Source organism: Stenotrophomonas beteli, from assembly GCF_001431665.1.
GTDB lineage: Bacteria > Pseudomonadota > Gammaproteobacteria > Xanthomonadales > Xanthomonadaceae > Stenotrophomonas > Stenotrophomonas beteli.
In genome coordinates this window covers 259,061-277,200 of sequence record NZ_LLXV01000021.1, presented here as the reverse complement: position 1 = coordinate 277,200, position 18,140 = coordinate 259,061, and the positions used below count along the sequence as shown (strand labels likewise).

Genomic DNA, 18,140 nt, shown 5'->3' with positions numbered 1-18,140 from the left:
CGAAAGGGATCTGACCCCGGTATCTACTGACTCAACGGCAGGCCATGGACCGACTGGCACGGGCCCGGAATCGGCGGATGCTCGGGGTCAGATCCCTTTGCGCAGCGAAGGGCCCTGACCCCCTGCTACCAGGAGCAGCCCATGCCAAGGCCACGGCGCATCGATGCGCCCGGATATCCGCAACATGTCGTCCAGCGCGGCAACAATCGTCAGCCCGTGTTCTTTGCGGATGGCGACCGCGTCGCCTACCTGCGCCTGCTGTGTCATCACGCAGGTCAGCAGCAGTGCCGGGTCCACGCCTATATGCTGATGGACAATCACATCCACCTGCTGGCGACGCCCGATGTGTCCGGCGGCTTGTCTCGGATGATGCAGGCGGTAAACCGGGCCTACGTGCGCCGAGTGAACGATCGACAGGGCCACACGGGAACCCTGTGGGAAGGGCGTTTCCATTCAACGCTGGTCGACACTGATCGGTATGTGCTTGCCTGCCAGCGCTACATCGAACTCAACCCGGTCCGTGCGGGAACAGTGGCGCGCCCAGGGGACTATCGCTGGTCGAGCTATCGGGCCAATGCGTGTGGCAAACCCAATGCGCTGCTGGAGCCGCATTCGGCATTTGAGCTGATGGCTTCTGATGCGGATGAACGGCGCAGGCGCTATGTGGAGTTCATCAAGGAGGGCATTCCTGCCGCAGATCTGGCGGCGATCCGGCGAGCATTGCAGTCGCAACGGCGGTTGCTGGGAATGCTGATGGGGTCAGAGCCCTTTCGCATCGCGAAAGGGATCTGACCCCGGTGTGCCGGCTCAGCCCAATAGCTTTCGCACCTTCGTCAACGCCGTCATGAACCGCTCGATCTCGGCATGCGTGTTGTAGAACGCCAGCGAGGCACGGCAGGTAGCCGCAACGCCGAAGTACTGCAGCAGCGGGTGTGCACAGTGCTGGCCCGATCGCACGGCCACGCCTTCCAGGTCGAGCAGGGTCGCCAGATCATGCGCATGCGCGCCGTCGATCAGGAACGAGACCACGGCCGCCTTTTCCGGTGCTTCGCCGATGATGCGCAGGCCATCGACGCGGCGCAGTTCTTCGGTGAAGTGCGCCAGCAGTTCGGCTTCGCGCGCTTCCACGTGGTCCTGCCCCAGCTGCTGCAGGTAGTCGGCGGCCACGCCCAGGCCGATGAAGCCGGCGATGTTCGGGGTGCCGGCTTCGAACTTGTGCGGGGCATCGTTGAACACGGTGCCGTCGAAGCTGACTTCCTTGATCATCTCGCCGCCGCCGAGGAACGGTGGCATCGCGTCCAGATGCTCGCGACGGGCCCACAGCGCACCGGTACCGGTCGGACCACACATCTTGTGGCCGGTGATGGCGTAGAAGTCGCAGCCGATCGCGGCCACGTCGACCTTGCGGTGCGGCACCGCCTGCGAGCCATCGACCACGGTGATGATGCCGCGCTTGCGCGCTTCACGGCAGATCTCGCGCACCGGATTGACCGTGCCGAGCACATTGGAAACGTGGGTGACGGCCAGCAGCTTGACCTCGGGGGTCATCGCCGCGCGCAGGGCGTCCAGGTCCAGTGCACCATCGGGGGTGATCCCGGCGACGCGGATCGTGGCGCCGGTACGCTGTGCGACCAGCTGCCACGGCACGATGTTGGCGTGGTGCTCCATGCGCGAGACCAGGATCACGTCACCGGCCTTCAACCGCGGCAGGGCCCACGAATACGCCACCAGATTGATGGCGAAGGTGGTGCCGCTGCACAGCACCAGGTCGCTGGGGCGCACGTTGAGGAAACGCGCCAGCTTGTTGCGCGCACCTTCGTAGGCATCGGTGGCTTCGCTGCCCAGTGCATGCACGGCGCGGCTGACGTTGGCGTTGTAACGTCGGTAGAACTCGTCCACCGCGCCGATCACCTGCACCGGCTTCTGGCCGGTGTTGGCATTGTCGAAATAGACCAGCGGCTTGCCGTGCACTTCCCGCATCAGCAACGGGAAGTCGAGGCGGACGCGATCCCAGTCCGGGGCACCGGTGCGTTCTTCGATCGGGCGCGGGGAGGACAGGTTCATGCCACACCCGCCTCGGCCAGGGCCTTGTCCAGGCGGCGTGCCAGCTGCTCGCGCAACGCGTCCGGCAGGATCTTCAGGGGTTCGTGGCAGAACGCCGCGCTCAGCAGCGCCTGCGCCTGGGCCTGCGGCAGCCCGCGCGAGCGCAGGTAGAACAGCGCATTGGCATCGAGCTGGCCGACGGTGGCGCCATGCGCGGCCTTCACTTCATCGGCGTCGATCACCAGCGTCGGCTGGGTATCGATCTCGGCGTCGGCCGACAGCAGCAGGTTCTTGTTGGACAGGTTCGCATCGGTGCCGTCAGCGCCTTCGCGGATCTGGATGCCACCATGGAACACCACGCGGCTGCGGTTGGCGGCCACGCCACGCCACAGCAGTTCGCAGGCGGTATCGCGCGCGATGTGGTCGATGCCCAGGCGGGTCTCGACATGGCGGCGGCCATTGCCCAGCAGCACGCCATTGGCGGTCAGCCGGGCGTTGTCGCCTTCCAGGCGCACGTTCAGTTCATGGCGGCTGAGCGCTGCACCCAGCTCCAGATCAACGCGGTGGTACTGCGCGTCACGGGCCAGCACCGCGTCGGTGCGCAGGAAGCTGGTCTGGCGCGCGCTGCCGGCCTGCACGCGGGCATGCTTGAGCACGGCATCGCGGGCGACGTGGGCGTGCAGCACGGTGTTGTCCAGGTGGGCCGAATCGCCGACGCTGAAGCGGTGCTCGACCACGCCCAGGCTGGCGCCGGCACGCAGTTCGATCAGGTGGCGGTGGTGCCAGGCCAGGTCGGTATCACCGGCGACGCTGGCGAATACCAGCTGCAGCGGCGCGTCGACCTGCACGCCTTCGTCCACCCGCAGTACCACGCCTTCATCGGCCAGCGCGGCGTTGAGGCGGGCGAAGATCTCTTCGCTGCGCTCGTAGCGGCGGCCGAGGAAACGCACGGCGTCCTCGCCCGCAGCCAGTGCCGCCGACAGCGGCTGCAGCTGCACGCCGGCCGGCAGTGCCTGCACATCGCTCAGCGCGGCATCCAGGCGGCCGTTGACGAACACCAGGCGCGGCGCAGGGATGCCGTCCAGCATGGCTGCATCCAGTACCGGCGGTGACAGCGGCGCAGCGGCGAACGCACGGCGCTCCAGCTGGCGCAGCGAGGTGTACTTCCAGGCTTCATTGCGCGCGGCCGGCAGGCCGTCACGCAGGGCCGCGTCGAGCACTTCGCGGCGCGCATCGCTGCCGCAGAAGGCCTGGGCCATCGAGTCGAGCAGCGCGCTCATCAGACCGCTGCCTCGCGCACCACGCGATCCTTGAGGAAATCGTAGCCGTGCGCTTCCAGTTCCAGCGCCAGTTCCGGACCGCCGGTCTTGACGATACGGCCGTCGGCCAGCACGTGCACCACGTCTGGCTTGATGTAGTCCAGCAGGCGCTGGTAATGGGTGATGACCAGGAACGAGCGGTCGGCGCCGCGCAGTGCGTTGACGCCGTCGGCCACGCTCTTCAGTGCGTCGATGTCCAGGCCCGAATCGGTCTCGTCCAGGATCGCCAGCTTCGGCTCCAGCACGGCCAGCTGGAAGATCTCGTTGCGCTTCTTCTCGCCACCGGAGAAGCCTTCATTGACGCCACGGTGCAGCAGTTCGTCCTTCAGGTGCAGCACGGCCAGCTTCTGCCGTACCAGCTTGAGGAACTGCATGGAATCCAGTTCGTCTTCGCCACGCGCCTTGCGCTGCGCGTTCAGTGCGGCGCGCAGGAAGTAGGTGTTGTTCACGCCGGGGATTTCCACCGGGTACTGGAACGCCAGGAACAGGCCGGCGGCGGCGCGCGCTTCCGGGTCCTGGTCCAGCAGGTCGACGCCGTCGAACTGCACGCTGCCTTCGGTCACTTCGTAGCCGTCGCGGCCGGCCAGGACATTGCCCAGGGTGGATTTGCCGGCGCCGTTGGGGCCCATGATGGCGTGCACCTGGCCGCGCTTCACGTCCAGCGAGAGGCCCTTGAGGATTTCCTTGCCGCCGATGCGGGCGTGGAGGTTTTCGATCTTCAGCATGGTGGGAGTTTCCGTGGGGCGGGCCGTGGCCCGCCGGTAAAGAGAATGCGTTTTGCGAGGGGCAGGGGGCAGGGGGCAGGCGATCAGCCCACCGAACCTTCCAGCGAGACTTCCAGCAGCTTCTTGGCTTCCACTGCGAACTCCATCGGCAGTTCGCGGAACACCTGCTTGCAGAAGCCGTCGACGATCATCGACACCGCGTCTTCCTGGCTGATGCCACGGGCGCGGCAGTAGAACAGCTGGTCGTCGGAAATCTTCGAGGTGGTGGCCTCGTGCTCGACGGTGGCGCCCGGATTCTTCACCTCGATGTAGGGGAAGGTGTGCGCACCGCACTGCTTGCCGATCAGCAGCGAGTCGCACTGGGTGTAGTTGCGCGCGCCATCGGCGTTGCGGTCGACCTTGACCAGGCCACGGTAGGTGTTCTGGCCGCGGCCGGCGCTGATGCCCTTGCTGACGATCTTGCTCTTGGTGCGCTTGCCGACGTGGATCATCTTGGTGCCGGTGTCGGCCTGCTGGCGGTGATGGGTCAGCGCCACCGAGTGGAACTCGCCCACCGAATCGTCGCCCAGCAGCACGCAGGACGGGTACTTCCAGGTGATCGCCGAGCCGGTCTCGACCTGGGTCCAGGTGACCTTGCTGCGCGCGCCACGGCATTCGGCACGCTTGGTGACGAAGTTGTAGATCCCGCCCACGCCGTTCTCGTCGCCCGGGTACCAGTTCTGCACGGTGGAGTACTTGATCTCCGCATCTTCCAGCGCGACCAGTTCCACCACCGCTGCATGCAGCTGGTTCTCGTCGCGCATCGGCGCGGTGCAGCCTTCCAGGTAGGACACGTAGGCCTTGTCCTCGCACACGATCAGGGTGCGCTCGAACTGGCCGGTGTGGCCGGCGTTGATGCGGAAATAAGTGCTCAGTTCCATCGGGCAACGCACGCCCTTGGGAATGAACACGAAGCTGCCGTCGGAGAACACCGCCGAGTTGAGCGCGGCGAAGTAGTTGTCGCCGACCGGCACCACCGTGCCCAGGTACTGGCGGACCAGTTCGGGGTGTTCCTTGATGGCCTCGGACATCGAGCAGAAGATCACGCCCTTCTCGGCCAGCTCCTTGCGGAAGGTGGTCCCGACGGACACCGAGTCGAACACCGCATCCACCGCCACGCCGGCCAGCTTGGCGCGCTCATGCAGCGGCACGCCAAGCTTGTCGTAGGTGTCGAGCAGTTCCTTGGGCACATCGTCCAGCGAGGCGTACTTCGGGCCCTTCGGCGCGGAGTAGTAGCTGAGTGCCTGCAGGTCGATCGGTGCGATCTCCAGCTTGGCCCAATCCGGCATCGGCAGGGTCAGGAAGTGGCGGTAGGCGTCCAGGCGCCACTGCGTCATCCACTCCGGCTCGTCCTTCTTGGCCGACAGGGCACGAATGGTGTCCTCGTCCAGGCCGGCCGGAAGCGAGTCCGATTCGATCTCGGTGATGAAGCCGGCCGAATACTTGCGGCCGAGCTGCTCGTGGATCTCGCGGTTGGGAGTGTCGTCGTGGGCGACGTTTTCGATGGTTTCGGTGGCCATGGGGGCTGCCTGTGGATCAGGAGACGACGTCGACAGCGATGGTGCGGCGCTGTTCGTCATCGGCAAGGGGAAGAGGGGGCAGGATCTGGGCGAGGGTGACATCGCGCAGGGCCTCGGAGACCACGTCGTTGATCAGCCGCCAGCTGCTGCGCGCGCCGCACTTGGGCGCCATCCCGCACTGGTGGTGGTCGTGGCTGCATTCGGTCAGGGCCAGCGGCCCCTCCATCGCTTCGACCACCTCGAACAGCGAGATCTCGATGGCCGGGCGGGTCAGGCGGTAGCCGCCACGCACGCCGCGCAGGCCCTCGACCAGGCCGGCCTGGGCCAGCGGCTTGAGCACCTTGCTGACGGTGGGCGGCTCCAGGCCGGTGAACTCGGCCAGTTCGGTGGCACTGAGCACCTCGCCCGGGCGGGCGGCGAGCACGGTCAGCACGACGGTGGCGTAATCGGTGAGCTTGGTGACGCGCAACATGGGGATGCGAGCGGTTCTTAAAGCGGACTGAAATTGTACGCTTTTCTTCGCCGCCATCCAACCCGGGCATTCAGCCGGCGCTGGGGCTGCGCCGGGAGGAGACGCCGGGGCCGTTGCAGGGCCGCCATGCTGCGCCAATGAGGTGATTTTCGCAAATCACCCGGAATGGGCGAGAATCAAGGCCCCATCCGCTGCAAACAGCCCGTGCCGATGCCGAAGAAGATCCAAGCCCGCAAGTCCGCCATCCATGGCAACGGCGTGTTCGCCGTGGCCCCGATCAAGCAGGGCGAGCGCGTGATCCAGTACAAGGGCCTGCTGCGCAGCCACGGCGACGTCGATGCCGATGACAGCGGCGATGTCGAAAGCGGCCATACCTTCCTGTTCACCCTCAACGACGACTGGGTGATCGATGCCAATTACAAGGGCAACGATGCACGCTGGATCAACCACAGCTGCGACCCGAACTGCGAGGCGGTGATCGAGGAAGACGAGGACGGCGACAGCCGCGGTGACAAGGTGTTCATCGAGGCCCTGCGTGACATCAAGGCCGGTGAGGAGCTGACCTACAACTACGGCATCACCCTGGCCGAGCGCCACACCGCCAAGCTGAAGAAGATCTGGGAGTGCCGCTGCGGCTCGCCCAAGTGCACCGGCACCATGCTGCAGCCCAAGCGCTGACCCTTCCGATAGTGCCGGCCGCTGGCCGGCACGGGTCCTCTCCACCCGCCGTGCACGGCAGGGTCACCGCCGTGCAAGGCAGGTTCGTCCACGCTGTGCGCTCCCCGAACTGGAGTGCACCCATGGCAGAACGATTGAAGGGCAAGCAGATTGCCATCCTGGCCACCCACGGCTTCGAACAGTCCGAGCTGACCGAGCCCAAGCGGCAGCTGGAAGCGGAGGGCGCGCGGGTCAGCGTGGTGTCGCCCGCGAAGGAGGCGACCATCAAGGGCTGGAAAGAGAAGAACTGGGGCGACGCGGTCGCGGTGGACATTCCGCTGGATGAGGCAGATCCGGCGCGCTTCGATGCCCTGGTGTTGCCCGGCGGGGTCATCAACCCGGACACCCTGCGCACCGACGAGGCCGCGCTGGGCTTCATCCGCAGCGTGGCAGGCGCAGGCAAGCCGGTGGCGGCCATCTGCCATGGCCCGTGGTTGCTGATCAACAGCGGCCTTGCCAAGGGCCGCGAGCTGACCTCGTGGCCGTCGCTGCAGCAGGACCTGGCCAATGCCGGTGCGCGCTGGCGCGATGCCGAGGTGGTGGTCGACGGCAGCCTGATCACCAGCCGCAAGCCGGACGATATCCCGGCCTTCAGTGAGGCGGTGATAAAGGCGCTTGCCGCGTGAGGTGTGGCAGGTAGTGCCGAGCGCTGGCCGGCAGTCGCAGTGACTGTGCTGCCGGCCAGCGGCCGGCACTGCCTTGTTGACCCGGTACGCCCTGTTGACCCGGTACGCCCTTATTTACCCAGCACGCCGGCCGGCACCAGGTTGCCCAGGTTCTGGTTGAAGGTGACCACCAGCTTGCCGTTCTTCACCTGCGCCGACTGCACCTGCAGGGCGCCAAGCACCCCGGCCACGGCAGGATCCAGCTTGTAGATCGGTTCGCGCTGGGCGTAGTCGCTCAGCCACGCATTGAGCAGGCCACGGGTGCGCGAGTCCAGGCGGCCGCCTTGGCTGGCCGGAGTGAAGTCATCCACGCTGGGTTGCTGCAGATGGAAGCCCTGGGTCTGTGCGTCGTAGCGCAGGCCGCTGCTGAGCTTGACCGTACCCAGTTTGGCCGGGCTGCCCCCGGCGGTGGCCAGTGCCACGTCCATGCCGAGGTTCAACCGTTCGCCTGCCGGCAGGCTCAGCTGCGGATGGCTCATGGTCAGCGCGATCAGGCCGCCCAATGCATCCTGGGTGCGCGGGAAGCTGCCATCGAGGTACTGCTGCACATCGCTGGCGCCGACCGACAGTTCGCGGCCGGAAATCGAGGGCGCCGCCTGCGCGCCGATCGCCGCAGCGATCAGTACGGTGGATGCGGCGAGGCGGGTCATCAGGGAACGCAGGCGCATGGTGGTGGCCGATGGCGGAATGGATGAAGGACAGAGTAGTCCTGCTGGCTGAATCGTGCGTGCATGCCGTCGCAACGGTTCAGTCCAGCGATGGCCGCAGCTGCGCCGACTGGATCTGCCAGGCGCGCCCATCGGCGCTGGGCTGCACGCGGTACCAGCCGCCGAAGCGGACGGTGCCATCGGCGGTGAGCGCGCGCACCTGCACGGGAACTTCCAGCAACCGTGGTGGCTGCTGACCGTCGCGGGCGATCGGCAGCTCGGTGCTCAGGCGCATGCTGCGCACGCCCTCCAGCTGGCGCAGCGCGGCATCGTCGGCACGGGCGTCGTCGGCGGGTGGGAATGTCCATGCGGCATCGGCGGTGGCACGATCGCGGTTGAGCAGCGCCATCACGTAACGGTCCAGCAGTGCGGCCGGAGACTCGGCGTCTGCATCGACGGCGGCGAACAACGGCGCGACGACCGGCGCCTGCAGCGCGGGAGGATCGGCCTCGGTCCGCGCCGAGGCGTTGCCCGCGTCAGTGGCGGTGGCAGGTTCGCCCGCGGGGGCCTGTGTCGTGGCGGGCCGGGAACAGCCCAGCAGCAACAGGGGTACGACCAGCAGCAGTTGACGGTACATGCCTGCCTCCTCCCCGAGGCAATCTGGAGCGCGGCAGTGTATCGATTCCCGGATCGTCAGCGGGAGGAGGGCAGTTGCTCCAGGGCGTCCAGCGCGGCCAGTGTCGGGGCGGCAACGGCGGCCAGTGCGTGGCCTTCGCTGCCGGCATGGCGCTGCACGATGTCGCGCAGCAGCTGTGCCGCGATGATCAGGGTGGCGCGTTCGTCGCCGCCCAGCCCGGCCGTGCGCGGCGCGGCTTCCAGCAGGCGCATCAGGTCGCGGCTGGCGCGATGCTCCAGTTCGATGGTGCAGCGCCCGGTGCACTGCACCCCGTCCTTTTCGATGGGCGTCACCGAGATGCGGTAGCGGGTGGAGGGGCTGGCCATGGGGGATGCTCGCCGTAGCTGTGGAGGATGTGACCACCATAGGCAAGCACGCGGCCGGCGGCGACGGCCGGCGCTGCACGCAGTGTTCCACCCGGTACGTTCCGCGGCTGCAGCAGGTGGGGCGCAGCCAATGGTGGCGGGCCTGCGCAGGGGATGGCGCAGGCCGGGAAACGCTGTGTTTCGGCCGACGGGCCACGCGCGGCGGGGTTCTGCGCAACCGTTGCCCGGGCAAAAAAAACGGGACGGCCAAGGCCGTCCCGTCGCGAACCAGCAGAAGGGTACGCGCTTACAGCGCGGCGTCCTTGAGCTTCTTCAGCGGGCGCACCTTCAGCTTGGTGGTGGCCGGCTTGGCGGCGAACCACTGCTCTTCCTTGGTGAACGGGTTGATGCCCTTGCGCTTCGGCTTGGCCGGCACATTGACGGTGGTGATCTTCAGCAGGCCCGGCAGGGTGAAGGAGCCAGCGCCCTTCTTGTGCACCGAGGAGGCGACTGCGCCTTCCAGCGAGGCCAGCACCGCGCGGACGTCCTTGGCGACGACGCCGGACGCTTCAGCGATGTGTGCAACCAGGCCCGACTTGGTCAGCACTTCCTTGATCGGCTTCGGAGCGGCCGGCTTGGCGGCTGCCTTCGTCGCGACTTTCTTCGCTGCCTTCTTCGGGGCAGCCTTCTTAGCGGTCTTTGCCATGGTTTCCTGTTCCGTGAACGGTTGGTTGTTTGGTCGGCGCCGAACCCCGTCGGCAAGCGCAATGTAGGGCAACTCTCGGGCGCCGCCAATAGCCCGAAGTGCGGAAAGTGCATGTTTTTTCATATCCAGGCCGATTCAGTACATGGCCGGTGGTGGGGGATGGGGCCGCTCCGGGACGCCCGGCGGGCGCAACCCGGCGCAGGATGAAGTGCGCGAAACCACTGAAAACAAGGGAAAAAAGCGTGGCGGCCTGGTGTGGAACCGTCCATCCGCAGCGCGTGCGCCGGACGCCCTGGCTGCGGCGGAGCGACGCAGGGCTAACGCGCCGCGTGCGAGGGTGAGCGTTCATCACCACCACGCAGGAGCCGTACGAATGGGAATCTCACGACACGCCACCGCGCACTGGGAAGGCGATCTGAAGTCAGGAAAGGGCCAGTTGAGCACGCCGCAGAGTGGCCTGCTGGACAAGACCCGCTACGGCTTCAACAGTCGTTTCGGTGAGGAGAAGGGCACCAACCCCGAAGAGCTGATCGCCGCCGCGCACGCCGGCTGCTTCACCATGGCGCTGTCGGCCAAGCTCGGCGACGCCGGGTTCACCCCGACCTCGCTGGATACCGAAGCCAAGGTCGATCTGTCGCTGGAAGGGGGGCCGCAACTGTCGCAGATCCGGCTGAAGGTGAAAGCTGTGGTGCCGGGCATCGACGCGGCGCAGTTCCGCGCCATTGCCGATGACGCCAAGCAGAACTGCCCGGTATCCAAGGCGCTCAGCGCGGTGCCGATCAGCCTGGAGGCCGAGCTCGGCTGAGCCGACTCTTGTGTAGAGCCGAGTCCGTGCTCGGCTCCCACAGGTGCCATGAAACAGCCGGAGAGCAGCCGAGCGTGGGCTCGGCTCTACGGTGTCCCTTTACCAATCAAGCGTGCCGGTGATGACGGTCTGCACCTGGCCGCCCGACCAGACCTCCCCGTCCTCATCCACCCGCAGGGTCAGGCGCGCATCGTGGCCGACTTCGCGGCCCTGGCTGACTTCAAACGGCGCACGGCCACGGGGCAGCGCATCGCGCAGGTCCAGCCACGCGGCCAGCACGGCGTTGGCCGCGCCCGACGCGGCATCCTCGAAGCGGCGTCCATTGCCGACAAAGGCGCGTACCGCCAGATCGAAGCCCTCGCGGCCATCGCTGAAGGCATAGGCGAACACGCCCATGCTGTCGGTCGATTCGGCCAGTGCGGCCACCGCCTCCCAGTCCGGGCGCAGGGCGCGCAATGCTGCTTCATCGGCCACCTGCACCACCCACCAGCTGCGGCCGCCCTGCATGCGCGCCGGTGGCAAAGGACCCAGCGGCCAGCCCTTCAGCGCCGCCTGCAGTCGAGGATCATTGGCCGCCGTGGTCTCGGCCAGCTGCGCGCGCGGGGTGCGGATGGCGATGCGCTGCTGGGCGCCTTCGCCACTGACGCGCAGCGGCAGCGCGCCGGCAATGCCGTCCTGCACCAGCAGGCCTTCCACCGGCACCGCCAGGCCCGCCTGCAGCACCGCATGCGCGGTGCCGACGCTGGGATGGCCGGCGAACGGGACTTCCTTCTGCGGGCTGAACATGCGCAGCCGGTAGCTGGCGCCCGGCGCCTGCGGCGGGAACACGAAAGTGGTCTCGGGCAGGCGCGTCCAGCGGGCGATGGCCTGCATCGCGGCATCGTCCAGGCCTTCGGCATCCAGTACCACGGCCAGCGGATTGCCGGCGCCGGCGCGCGGGGAAAATACATCGAGCTGCAGGAAACGGCGGGGGGGCATCAGGGCAGAACTCCAGGAGCAGGTGGCGCGCAGCTTAACGCGCGGTTGCAGAGCCGAGCCCATGCTCGGCTGTGTCGGGGTGTGAGAAGAAGCAGCCGAGCGTGGGCTCGGCTCTACATCCAGCTGATCTGGCCGTCGATGACCGGCTGCACCTGGCCGCCGATCCATACGGTGCCCTGCGCATCAACCTGCACCTGCACGCGGCCATCGCGGCCCACTTCGCGGCCCTGGCTGGCCACGTAGCGGCCCTCGTGGCCGGGCAGTGCCTGGCGCTGCCGCAGCCACGCTCCGATCAGCGCATTGGCGCTGCCGGTCACCGGATCCTCGGGTACGGTCACCGCGTCGCCCGGGCAGAACGCGCGCACCACGCGGCTGTGGTCGGCGGCAACTTCATCGGCGAACACGGCAACGCCGGTCGCGCCGGTCGCATTGGTCCAGTCACGCAGCGCCGCCATGTCCGGGGCCAGGCCGCGCACGGCGGCGGCGTCGCGCAGCGGCAGCAGCCACCAGCGCGGACCGTTGTCCCACAGTTCCGGCCGATGGCCGGCGGCGGCCAGGGCCAGCAGCGGTTCCGGCACCGCGCCGGGGGCGGTCGGCAGCTGGCGTGCCGGCGGGCTGGCCAGTTCGATGGTCGGCGCATCGGCGGCCCCGCTCACACGCACCGGCAACAGGCCGGCGGCGCACTGCTGGACCAGCGCGCCGCCATCGCGCGGCGCGGCCAGGCCGCATGTGACCGCTGCCCAGGCCGCACCCACGCTGGGATGGCCGGCAAACGGCAGCTCGCTGCCGGGGGTGAAGATGCGGATGTGGTAGTCGGCGCCCGCAGCGCTGGGTTGCAGGAAGAACACCGTCTCGGACAGGTTCAGCCAGGCAGCGAGCGCCTGCATGCGGGCGCCGGACAACGCGTCGGCGCCCAGCACCACGCCCAGCGGATTGCCGCTGCCGGGGTGGGAAGCGAAGACATCCAGCTGCAGGTAACGGAAGGCGGCCATCGGCGGGTCCATTGGGCTTAGAATCGAAGGTTCCGCCCCCACGGGCGGCTTCCCCACTTCACACATAGTCTATCCATGTCAGCTTCCCCCCTTGTCGATCGTTGGATCGTACTGAAGTTCGGCGGCACCTCGGTGTCGCGCCGTCACCGCTGGGACACGATCGGGAAGCTGGCGAAAAAACGCGCGGAAGAGACCGGCTCGCGCGTGCTGGTGGTGGTTTCGGCACTGTCGGGCGTCACCAATGAACTGACCGCCATCGCCGATGGTGCGCCGGACAGCCGCGATCGCATGGCGGCGCTGGTCGAGCGCCATGAGGGCTTCCTGGCCGAGCTGGACCTGGGCCGCGAGGTGCTGGCCGAGCGCCTGGCCGCGCTGCAGGGGCTGCTCGACGACCCGCGTGCGGCCACCCGCCCGCTGGAATGGCAGGCCGAAGTGCTGGGTCAGGGCGAGCTGTTGTCCTCCACGCTGGGTGCGGCCTATCTGCGGGCCTCGGGCCTGGACATGGGCTGGATGGATGCCCGCCAGTGGCTGGACGCGATGCCGCCGCAGCCCAACCAGAGCGACTGGTCGCAGCGCCTGTCGGTGAACTGCCAGTGGCGTGCCGATGCAGAGTGGATGCAGCGCTTCCGCGCACAGCCGACCCGCCTGCTGATCACCCAGGGCTTCATTTCCCGCCACGCCGATGGCAGCACGGCCATTCTTGGCCGGGGTGGCTCGGATACCTCGGCGGCGTACTTCGGTGCACTGCTCGGCGCCAGCCGCGTGGAAATCTGGACCGATGTGCCGGGCATGTTCAGCGCCAACCCGAAGGACGTGCCCGACGCCCGCCTGCTGACCCGCCTGGACTATTACGAAGCGCAGGAAATCGCCACCACCGGTGCCAAGGTGCTGCACCCGCGCTCGATCAAGCCGTGCCGCGACGCCGGCGTGCCGATGGCCATCCTCGATACCGAACGCCCGGAACTGCCGGGCACCAGCATCGACGGCAATGCCGCGCCGGTGCCGGGCGTGAAGGCGATCAGCCGCCGCAACGGCATCGTGCTGGTGTCGATGGAAGGCATCGGCATGTGGCAGCAGGTCGGCTTCCTGGCCGATGTGTTCGGCCTGTTCAAGAAGCATGGCCTGTCGGTGGACCTGATCGGTTCGGCCGAGACCAACGTCACCGTGTCGCTGGACCCGTCGGAGAACCTGGTCAACACCGATGTGCTGGCCGCGCTGTCTGCCGACCTGTCGCAGATCTGCAAGGTCAAGGTGATCGTGCCGTGCGCAGCAATCACGCTGGTGGGCCTGGGCATGCGCTCCCTGCTGCACAAGCTGTCGGATGTGTGGGCCACCTTCGGCCGCGAGCGCGTGCACATGATCTCGCAGTCGTCCAATGACCTGAACCTGACCTTCGTCATCGACGAGGCCGATGCCGATGGCCTGCTGCCGATCCTGCATGCCGAGCTGATCGACAGCGGCGCGATGCCGGTGGAGGAGACCGAGGTGTTCGGCCCGCGCTGGCGCGAGATTGCCGGAAGCGTGCGCCCGCGTGGCACGCCGTGGTGGCGTGGCCAGCGCGCGCACCTGCTGCAGCTGGCCGATGCCGGCACGCCGCGCTACGTCTATCACCTGCCGACGGTGCGTGCCCGTGCCCGTGCGCTGGCGGCGATCAAGCCGATCGACCAGCGCTACTACGCGATCAAGGCCAACAGCCACCCGGCCATCCTGCAACTGCTGGAGGCCGAAGGCTTCGGCCTGGAGTGCGTGTCGCACGGCGAACTGAAGCACGTGTTCCAGCACCTGCCGGAACTGTCGCCCAAGCGCGTACTGTTCACCCCGAGTTTCTGCCCGCGCAGCGAATACGAGGCAGCGTTCGCGCTTGGCGTGACCGTCACCGTCGACAACGTCGAAGCGCTGCAGCGCTGGCCGGACCTGTTCCGCAACCGCGAACTGTGGCTGCGCGTCGACCTGGGGCGTGGTGAAGGCCACCATGCCAAGGTCCGCACCGGCGGCAAGGAGTCCAAGTTCGGCCTGCCGATCGCCCGCGTGGACGAGTTCGTGCGCGCGGCCACCGAGCTGGGCACCCGCGTGGTGGGCCTGCATGCGCACCTGGGCAGCGGCGTGGAGACCGCGCAGCACTGGCGCCTGATGTGCGATGAGCTGGCAGGTTTCGCGCGCCGCATCGGCAGCGTGCAGACCATCGACATCGGCGGCGGCCTGCCGATTCCGTATTCCGCCGAGGACGAGCCGTTCGACCTTGAGGCATGGGCCGAAGGCCTGGCCGAGGTCAAGGCGCTGCACCCGGCGTTCCGCCTGGCGATCGAACCGGGCCGCTACCTGGTGGCCGAGTCCGGTGTGCTGCTGACCCACGCCACCCAGGTGGTGGAGAAGGACGGCGTGCGCCGCGTGGGCCTCGATGCCGGCATGAACGCGCTGATGCGCCCGGCCCTCTACGACGCCTGGCACGACATCGAGAACCTCAGCCGCCAGGGCGGTTATGCCGAAGCGGCGTTCGATGTGGTGGGCCCGATCTGCGAATCCAGCGATGTGTTCGGCAAGCGCCGCAAGCTGCCAGTGTCCACCGCGCCGGACGACGTGATGCTGATCGCCGATGCCGGCGCCTACGGTTACGTGATGGCCAACACCTACAACCAGCGGCTGCTGCCGCGCGAGGACGTGATCGAGTGATCCCCTTGCGCGCCCTGCACCCGCCCACCGACACGCCCCGCGCCAGCGCGCGGTCCCGTGCCTGACCGGATACACCATGACTGCTTTCGACAAACACCAGGTTTCCCGCTTCCGCTTCGTCCGCTGCGAATTTGCCGCGGATACCGGCGTGGCCAGGCTGGTCTACGCCTTCGATGACGGCCCGGAGATGGTGGAGACCATCAGCGTCCCCGGCGCGCCGTTCGTGCTGGACCAGGCACGTGCGGCAGCGGTGCAGCGCGCGCTGCAGCTGCTGCACCTGATCGCCGGCGTCAGCTACTACAAGGCCGGAGTACCGGATACGGTCAGCATCGACAGCTACAGCATCGATGCCGATACCGCCGCGCTGGTGGAGACCATCTACCTCAATGGCCTGGGCGAATTCGCCTACCGCAACGGCCTGAACCTGCGCGGCCGCTTCCGGTTGCCGGTGCAGGGCGAGGCCGTGCAGGCGCCGGCGCTGGGCCTGCAGCCGCACGCGCTGGTGGCCATCGGCGGCGGCAAGGATTCGCTGGTCAGCATCGAAGCGCTGCGCCGTGCCGGCGTGGACGAGACCGTGACCTGGATCGGTGGCTCGCAGCTGATCCGTGCGTGCGCCGAGCGCACCGGCCTGCCGACATTGAACCTGGGCCGCACGCTGGCACCGGAACTGTTCGAGTTGAACCGCCAGGGGGCTTGGAACGGCCATATCCCGGTGACGGTGGTGAACTCGGCGATCATGGTGCTGGCCGCGTTGCTGCACGGCGTGGACCAGGTCGTGTTTTCCAACGAGCGCTCGGCCAGCTACGGCAGCCAGATTCCAGGCACCGGCGAAGTGAACCACCAGTGGTCCAAGGGCTGGGCCTGCGAGCAGGCGTTCGGCAGCCATGTGCAGAAGTACGTGGCGGCGGACCTGCAGTACTACTCGCTGCTGCGCCCGATGTCCGAGCTGGCGGTGGCCCGCCAGTTCGCCAAGAGTGACTTCTACGACGCGCATTTCTCCAGCTGCAACCGCAACTTCCACATCCTCGGCGAGCGCCCGGTGAACCGCTGGTGCGGCGTCTGCCCGAAATGCCATTTCGTGTTCCTGGCGCTGGCTCCGTTCATGCCCAAGACGCGCCTGGTGCGCATCTTCGGCCGCAACCTGCTGGACGATGCAGAGCAGGCCGGTGGCTTCGACGCACTGCTGGAATTCCAGGACCACAAGCCGTTCGAGTGCGTAGGCGAAGGCCGCGAATCGCGGGCGGCGATGGCGACCCTGGCGCAGCGCCCGGAGTGGAAGGAAGACGTGCTGGTGAAGCGCTTCTGCAACGAGATCCAGCCGCAGTTGGAGGCGGCCGAACTGGAACTGGCACCGCTGCTGCTGCTGCAGGGCGAGCACCGCATTCCGGCTGGACTGTGGGAACAGGTGCGTGAAGATTTCGCAGCTTGAAGGCAAGCGCGTCGCGCTGTGGGGCTGGGGGCGTGAGGGCCGTGCCGCGTTTGCGGTACTGCGTGAGCGCCTGCCCACGCTGCCGCTGAGCCTGTTCTGCCCGGCGGCCGAAGTCGAGGCCGCGCGTGCGGAAACGCAGGGCGTGCTGGACGTGCGTGGCGAGCCTTCCGCTGAAGCGCTGGCCGCGTTCGACGTGGTGATCAAATCGCCCGGCATCAGTCCCTACCAGCCGATCGCGCTGGCGGCGGCGGGGCAGGGCACCGCCTTCATCGGTGGTACTGCGCTGTGGTTCGCCGAGCATGCGGGTGCCGATGGCATCGTGCACGACACCGTGTGCGTGACCGGAACCAAGGGCAAAAGCACCACCACCGCGCTGGTTGCGCACCTGCTGCGCGCGGCCGGGCATCGCACCGGCCTGGTCGGCAACATCGGCCTGCCGCTGCTGGAAGTGCTGGACCCGCACCCCGCGCCCGAGTACTGGGCCGTGGAGCTGTCCAGCTACCAGACCGGCGAAGTGGCGCGCAGTGGCGCCCATCCGCAGGTGGCGGTGGTGCTGAACCTGTTCCCGGAACATCTGGACTGGCACGGCAGCGAGCAGCGTTACATCGACGACAAGCTGCGGCTGGTGACCGAAGCCGCGCCGCGCATCGCCGTGCTCAATGCCGCCGATCCGCACCTGGCCGCGCTGTCGCTGCCCGATAGTGAGGTGGTCTGGTTCAGCCAGCCGCAGGGCTGGCACATGCGCGGCGATGTCGTGCACCGCGGTGAGCAGGCCGTGTTCGATACCCGCAACACGCCGTTGCCGGGCCGCCACAACCGCGGCAACCTGTGCGCGGTGCTGGCCGCACTGGAAGCACTGGGGCTGGATGCAGTGGCGCTGGCGCCGGCGGTGCAGGAGTTCCGCCCGCTGCCCAACCGCCTGCAGCGCATCGGCGTGGCCGATGGCCTGACCTACATCAACGATTCGATCAGCACCACGCCGCACGCCAGCCTGGCCGCGCTGGAGTGCTTCGCTGGCCAGCGCATCGCGCTGCTGGTAGGCGGGCACGACCGTGGCCTGGACTGGACCGATTTCATGCAGCACATGGCGCACGATGTGCCGCCGGTGGAGATCGTGACCATGGGCAGCAACGGCCCGCGCATCCACGCGATGCTGCAGCCGCTGGCCGACGCCGGTCGCTTCGGCCTGCACGCCGCCGCTGATCTGCCGGAGGCGATGGCGTTGGCTCGCGCGGCGCTGGGCGCGCAGGGTGGGGTCGTGCTGCTGTCGCCCGGTGCGCCGAGTTTCGGGGCCTACCGGGACTACGTCGCGCGTGGCCGTCATTTCGCCGAGCTGGCTGGATTCGATCCGGACAGCATCAGTGCGATCCCGGGATTGGGCATCGCCTGATCCGCCGGATCGGGGTCGGATCCCTTTCCGCAGGAAAGGGCT

At 67.8% G+C, this 18,140-nt stretch carries 18 protein-coding genes; 7 read left to right on the top strand and 11 right to left on the bottom strand.

All coding sequences use genetic code 11. The features are described from left to right. Window positions 1-141 precede the first annotated feature (141 nt). Window positions 142-792: a transposase gene (locus tag ARC23_RS05600; RefSeq protein WP_057496309.1), complete on the top strand. Its 651-nt coding sequence runs from the start codon at window positions 142-144 to the stop codon at window positions 790-792. A 15-nt stretch (window positions 793-807) separates the two neighbouring features. Here ARC23_RS05600 and ARC23_RS05595 read toward each other — a convergent pair whose 3' ends face one another. The 5 genes from ARC23_RS05595 to ARC23_RS05575 form a co-directional block, all read right to left on the bottom strand. Next, window positions 808-2,064 carry a cysteine desulfurase gene (locus ARC23_RS05595; protein WP_057496308.1) on the bottom strand — a complete coding sequence of 419 codons (1,257 nt, stop codon included), beginning with the start codon at window positions 2,062-2,064 and terminating at the stop codon, window positions 808-810. Beyond that, window positions 2,061-3,323: a Fe-S cluster assembly protein SufD gene (gene sufD / locus ARC23_RS05590; RefSeq protein WP_057496307.1), complete on the bottom strand. Its 1,263-nt coding sequence runs from the start codon at window positions 3,321-3,323 to the stop codon at window positions 2,061-2,063. Before sufD ends, ARC23_RS05595 begins: the two co-directional genes overlap by 4 nt. Beyond that, the gene (sufC, locus tag ARC23_RS05585; protein WP_057496306.1) at window positions 3,323-4,087 is read right to left on the bottom strand and encodes a Fe-S cluster assembly ATPase SufC; all 765 of its coding nucleotides are present in this window, start codon (window positions 4,085-4,087) and stop codon (window positions 3,323-3,325) included. Before sufC ends, sufD begins: the two co-directional genes overlap by 1 nt. Before the next feature lie 83 nt (window positions 4,088-4,170). After that, entirely contained in the window at window positions 4,171-5,646 is a 1,476-nt protein-coding gene (gene sufB, locus ARC23_RS05580; RefSeq protein WP_057496305.1) for a Fe-S cluster assembly protein SufB, read from the bottom strand. 16 nt (window positions 5,647-5,662) lie between these two features. Further along, complete coding sequence (locus ARC23_RS05575) at window positions 5,663-6,118, bottom strand: SUF system Fe-S cluster assembly regulator (protein ID WP_005408436.1); 456 nt, start codon at window positions 6,116-6,118, stop codon at window positions 5,663-5,665. Between the two features lie 210 nt (window positions 6,119-6,328). On the opposite strand from ARC23_RS05575, the gene ARC23_RS05570 reads away from it, so the two are divergent. Both ARC23_RS05570 and ARC23_RS05565 read left to right on the top strand, forming a co-directional pair. Further along, entirely contained in the window at window positions 6,329-6,796 is a 468-nt protein-coding gene (locus tag ARC23_RS05570; protein WP_012479369.1) for an SET domain-containing protein, read from the top strand. A 122-nt stretch (window positions 6,797-6,918) separates the two neighbouring features. After that, window positions 6,919-7,461, top strand: a complete 543-nt coding sequence (locus tag ARC23_RS05565) for a type 1 glutamine amidotransferase domain-containing protein (protein WP_057496304.1) — start codon at window positions 6,919-6,921, stop codon at window positions 7,459-7,461. A gap of 110 nt (window positions 7,462-7,571) precedes the next feature. On the opposite strand, the gene ARC23_RS05560 is transcribed toward ARC23_RS05565, so the two are convergent. The 4 genes from ARC23_RS05560 to ARC23_RS05545 all read right to left on the bottom strand — a co-directional run bounded on the left by ARC23_RS05560 (window position 7,572) and on the right by ARC23_RS05545 (window position 9,834). Next, window positions 7,572-8,168, bottom strand: coding sequence for a DUF1439 domain-containing protein (locus ARC23_RS05560; RefSeq protein WP_057496303.1), 597 nt, complete (start codon window positions 8,166-8,168; stop codon window positions 7,572-7,574). Between the two features lie 79 nt (window positions 8,169-8,247). Continuing rightward, entirely contained in the window at window positions 8,248-8,784 is a 537-nt protein-coding gene (locus ARC23_RS05555; protein WP_057496302.1) for a hypothetical protein, read from the bottom strand. A 56-nt stretch (window positions 8,785-8,840) separates the two neighbouring features. After that, window positions 8,841-9,149, bottom strand: a complete 309-nt coding sequence (locus ARC23_RS05550; RefSeq protein WP_057496301.1) for a DUF3861 family protein — start codon at window positions 9,147-9,149, stop codon at window positions 8,841-8,843. Window positions 9,150-9,435: 286 nt separating this feature from the next. After that, on the bottom strand, window positions 9,436-9,834 hold the full coding sequence (locus tag ARC23_RS05545) for an HU family DNA-binding protein (protein ID WP_057496300.1): 399 nt from the start codon (window positions 9,832-9,834) through the stop codon (window positions 9,436-9,438). 373 nt (window positions 9,835-10,207) lie between these two features. On the opposite strand from ARC23_RS05545, the gene ARC23_RS05540 reads away from it, so the two are divergent. Further along, complete coding sequence (locus ARC23_RS05540) at window positions 10,208-10,639, top strand: OsmC family protein (protein WP_057496299.1); 432 nt, start codon at window positions 10,208-10,210, stop codon at window positions 10,637-10,639. Between the two features lie 99 nt (window positions 10,640-10,738). On the opposite strand, the gene ARC23_RS05535 is transcribed toward ARC23_RS05540, so the two are convergent. After that, a complete protein-coding gene (locus ARC23_RS05535) occupies window positions 10,739-11,617 on the bottom strand; it encodes a PhzF family phenazine biosynthesis protein (RefSeq protein WP_057496298.1) in 879 nt (292 codons plus the stop codon). Between the two features lie 113 nt (window positions 11,618-11,730). Then, window positions 11,731-12,609 (bottom strand): PhzF family phenazine biosynthesis protein, encoded by an 879-nt coding sequence (locus tag ARC23_RS05530; RefSeq protein ID WP_057496297.1) that lies wholly within the window; start codon window positions 12,607-12,609, stop codon window positions 11,731-11,733. Between the two features lie 75 nt (window positions 12,610-12,684). On the opposite strand from ARC23_RS05530, the gene ARC23_RS05525 reads away from it, so the two are divergent. From ARC23_RS05525 to murD, 3 genes are all read left to right on the top strand, one after another. Continuing rightward, entirely contained in the window at window positions 12,685-15,279 is a 2,595-nt protein-coding gene (locus ARC23_RS05525) for a bifunctional aspartate kinase/diaminopimelate decarboxylase (RefSeq protein ID WP_057496296.1), read from the top strand. Window positions 15,280-15,355: 76 nt separating this feature from the next. Further along, on the top strand, window positions 15,356-16,708 hold the full coding sequence (gene murL / locus ARC23_RS05520) for a UDP-N-acetyl-alpha-D-muramoyl-L-alanyl-L-glutamate epimerase (protein ID WP_057496295.1): 1,353 nt from the start codon (window positions 15,356-15,358) through the stop codon (window positions 16,706-16,708). Further along, a complete protein-coding gene (gene murD, locus ARC23_RS05515) occupies window positions 16,689-18,098 on the top strand; it encodes a UDP-N-acetylmuramoyl-L-alanine--D-glutamate ligase (RefSeq protein WP_057496294.1) in 1,410 nt (469 codons plus the stop codon). Before murL ends, murD begins: the two co-directional genes overlap by 20 nt. Window positions 18,099-18,140: the final 42 nt, after the last annotated feature.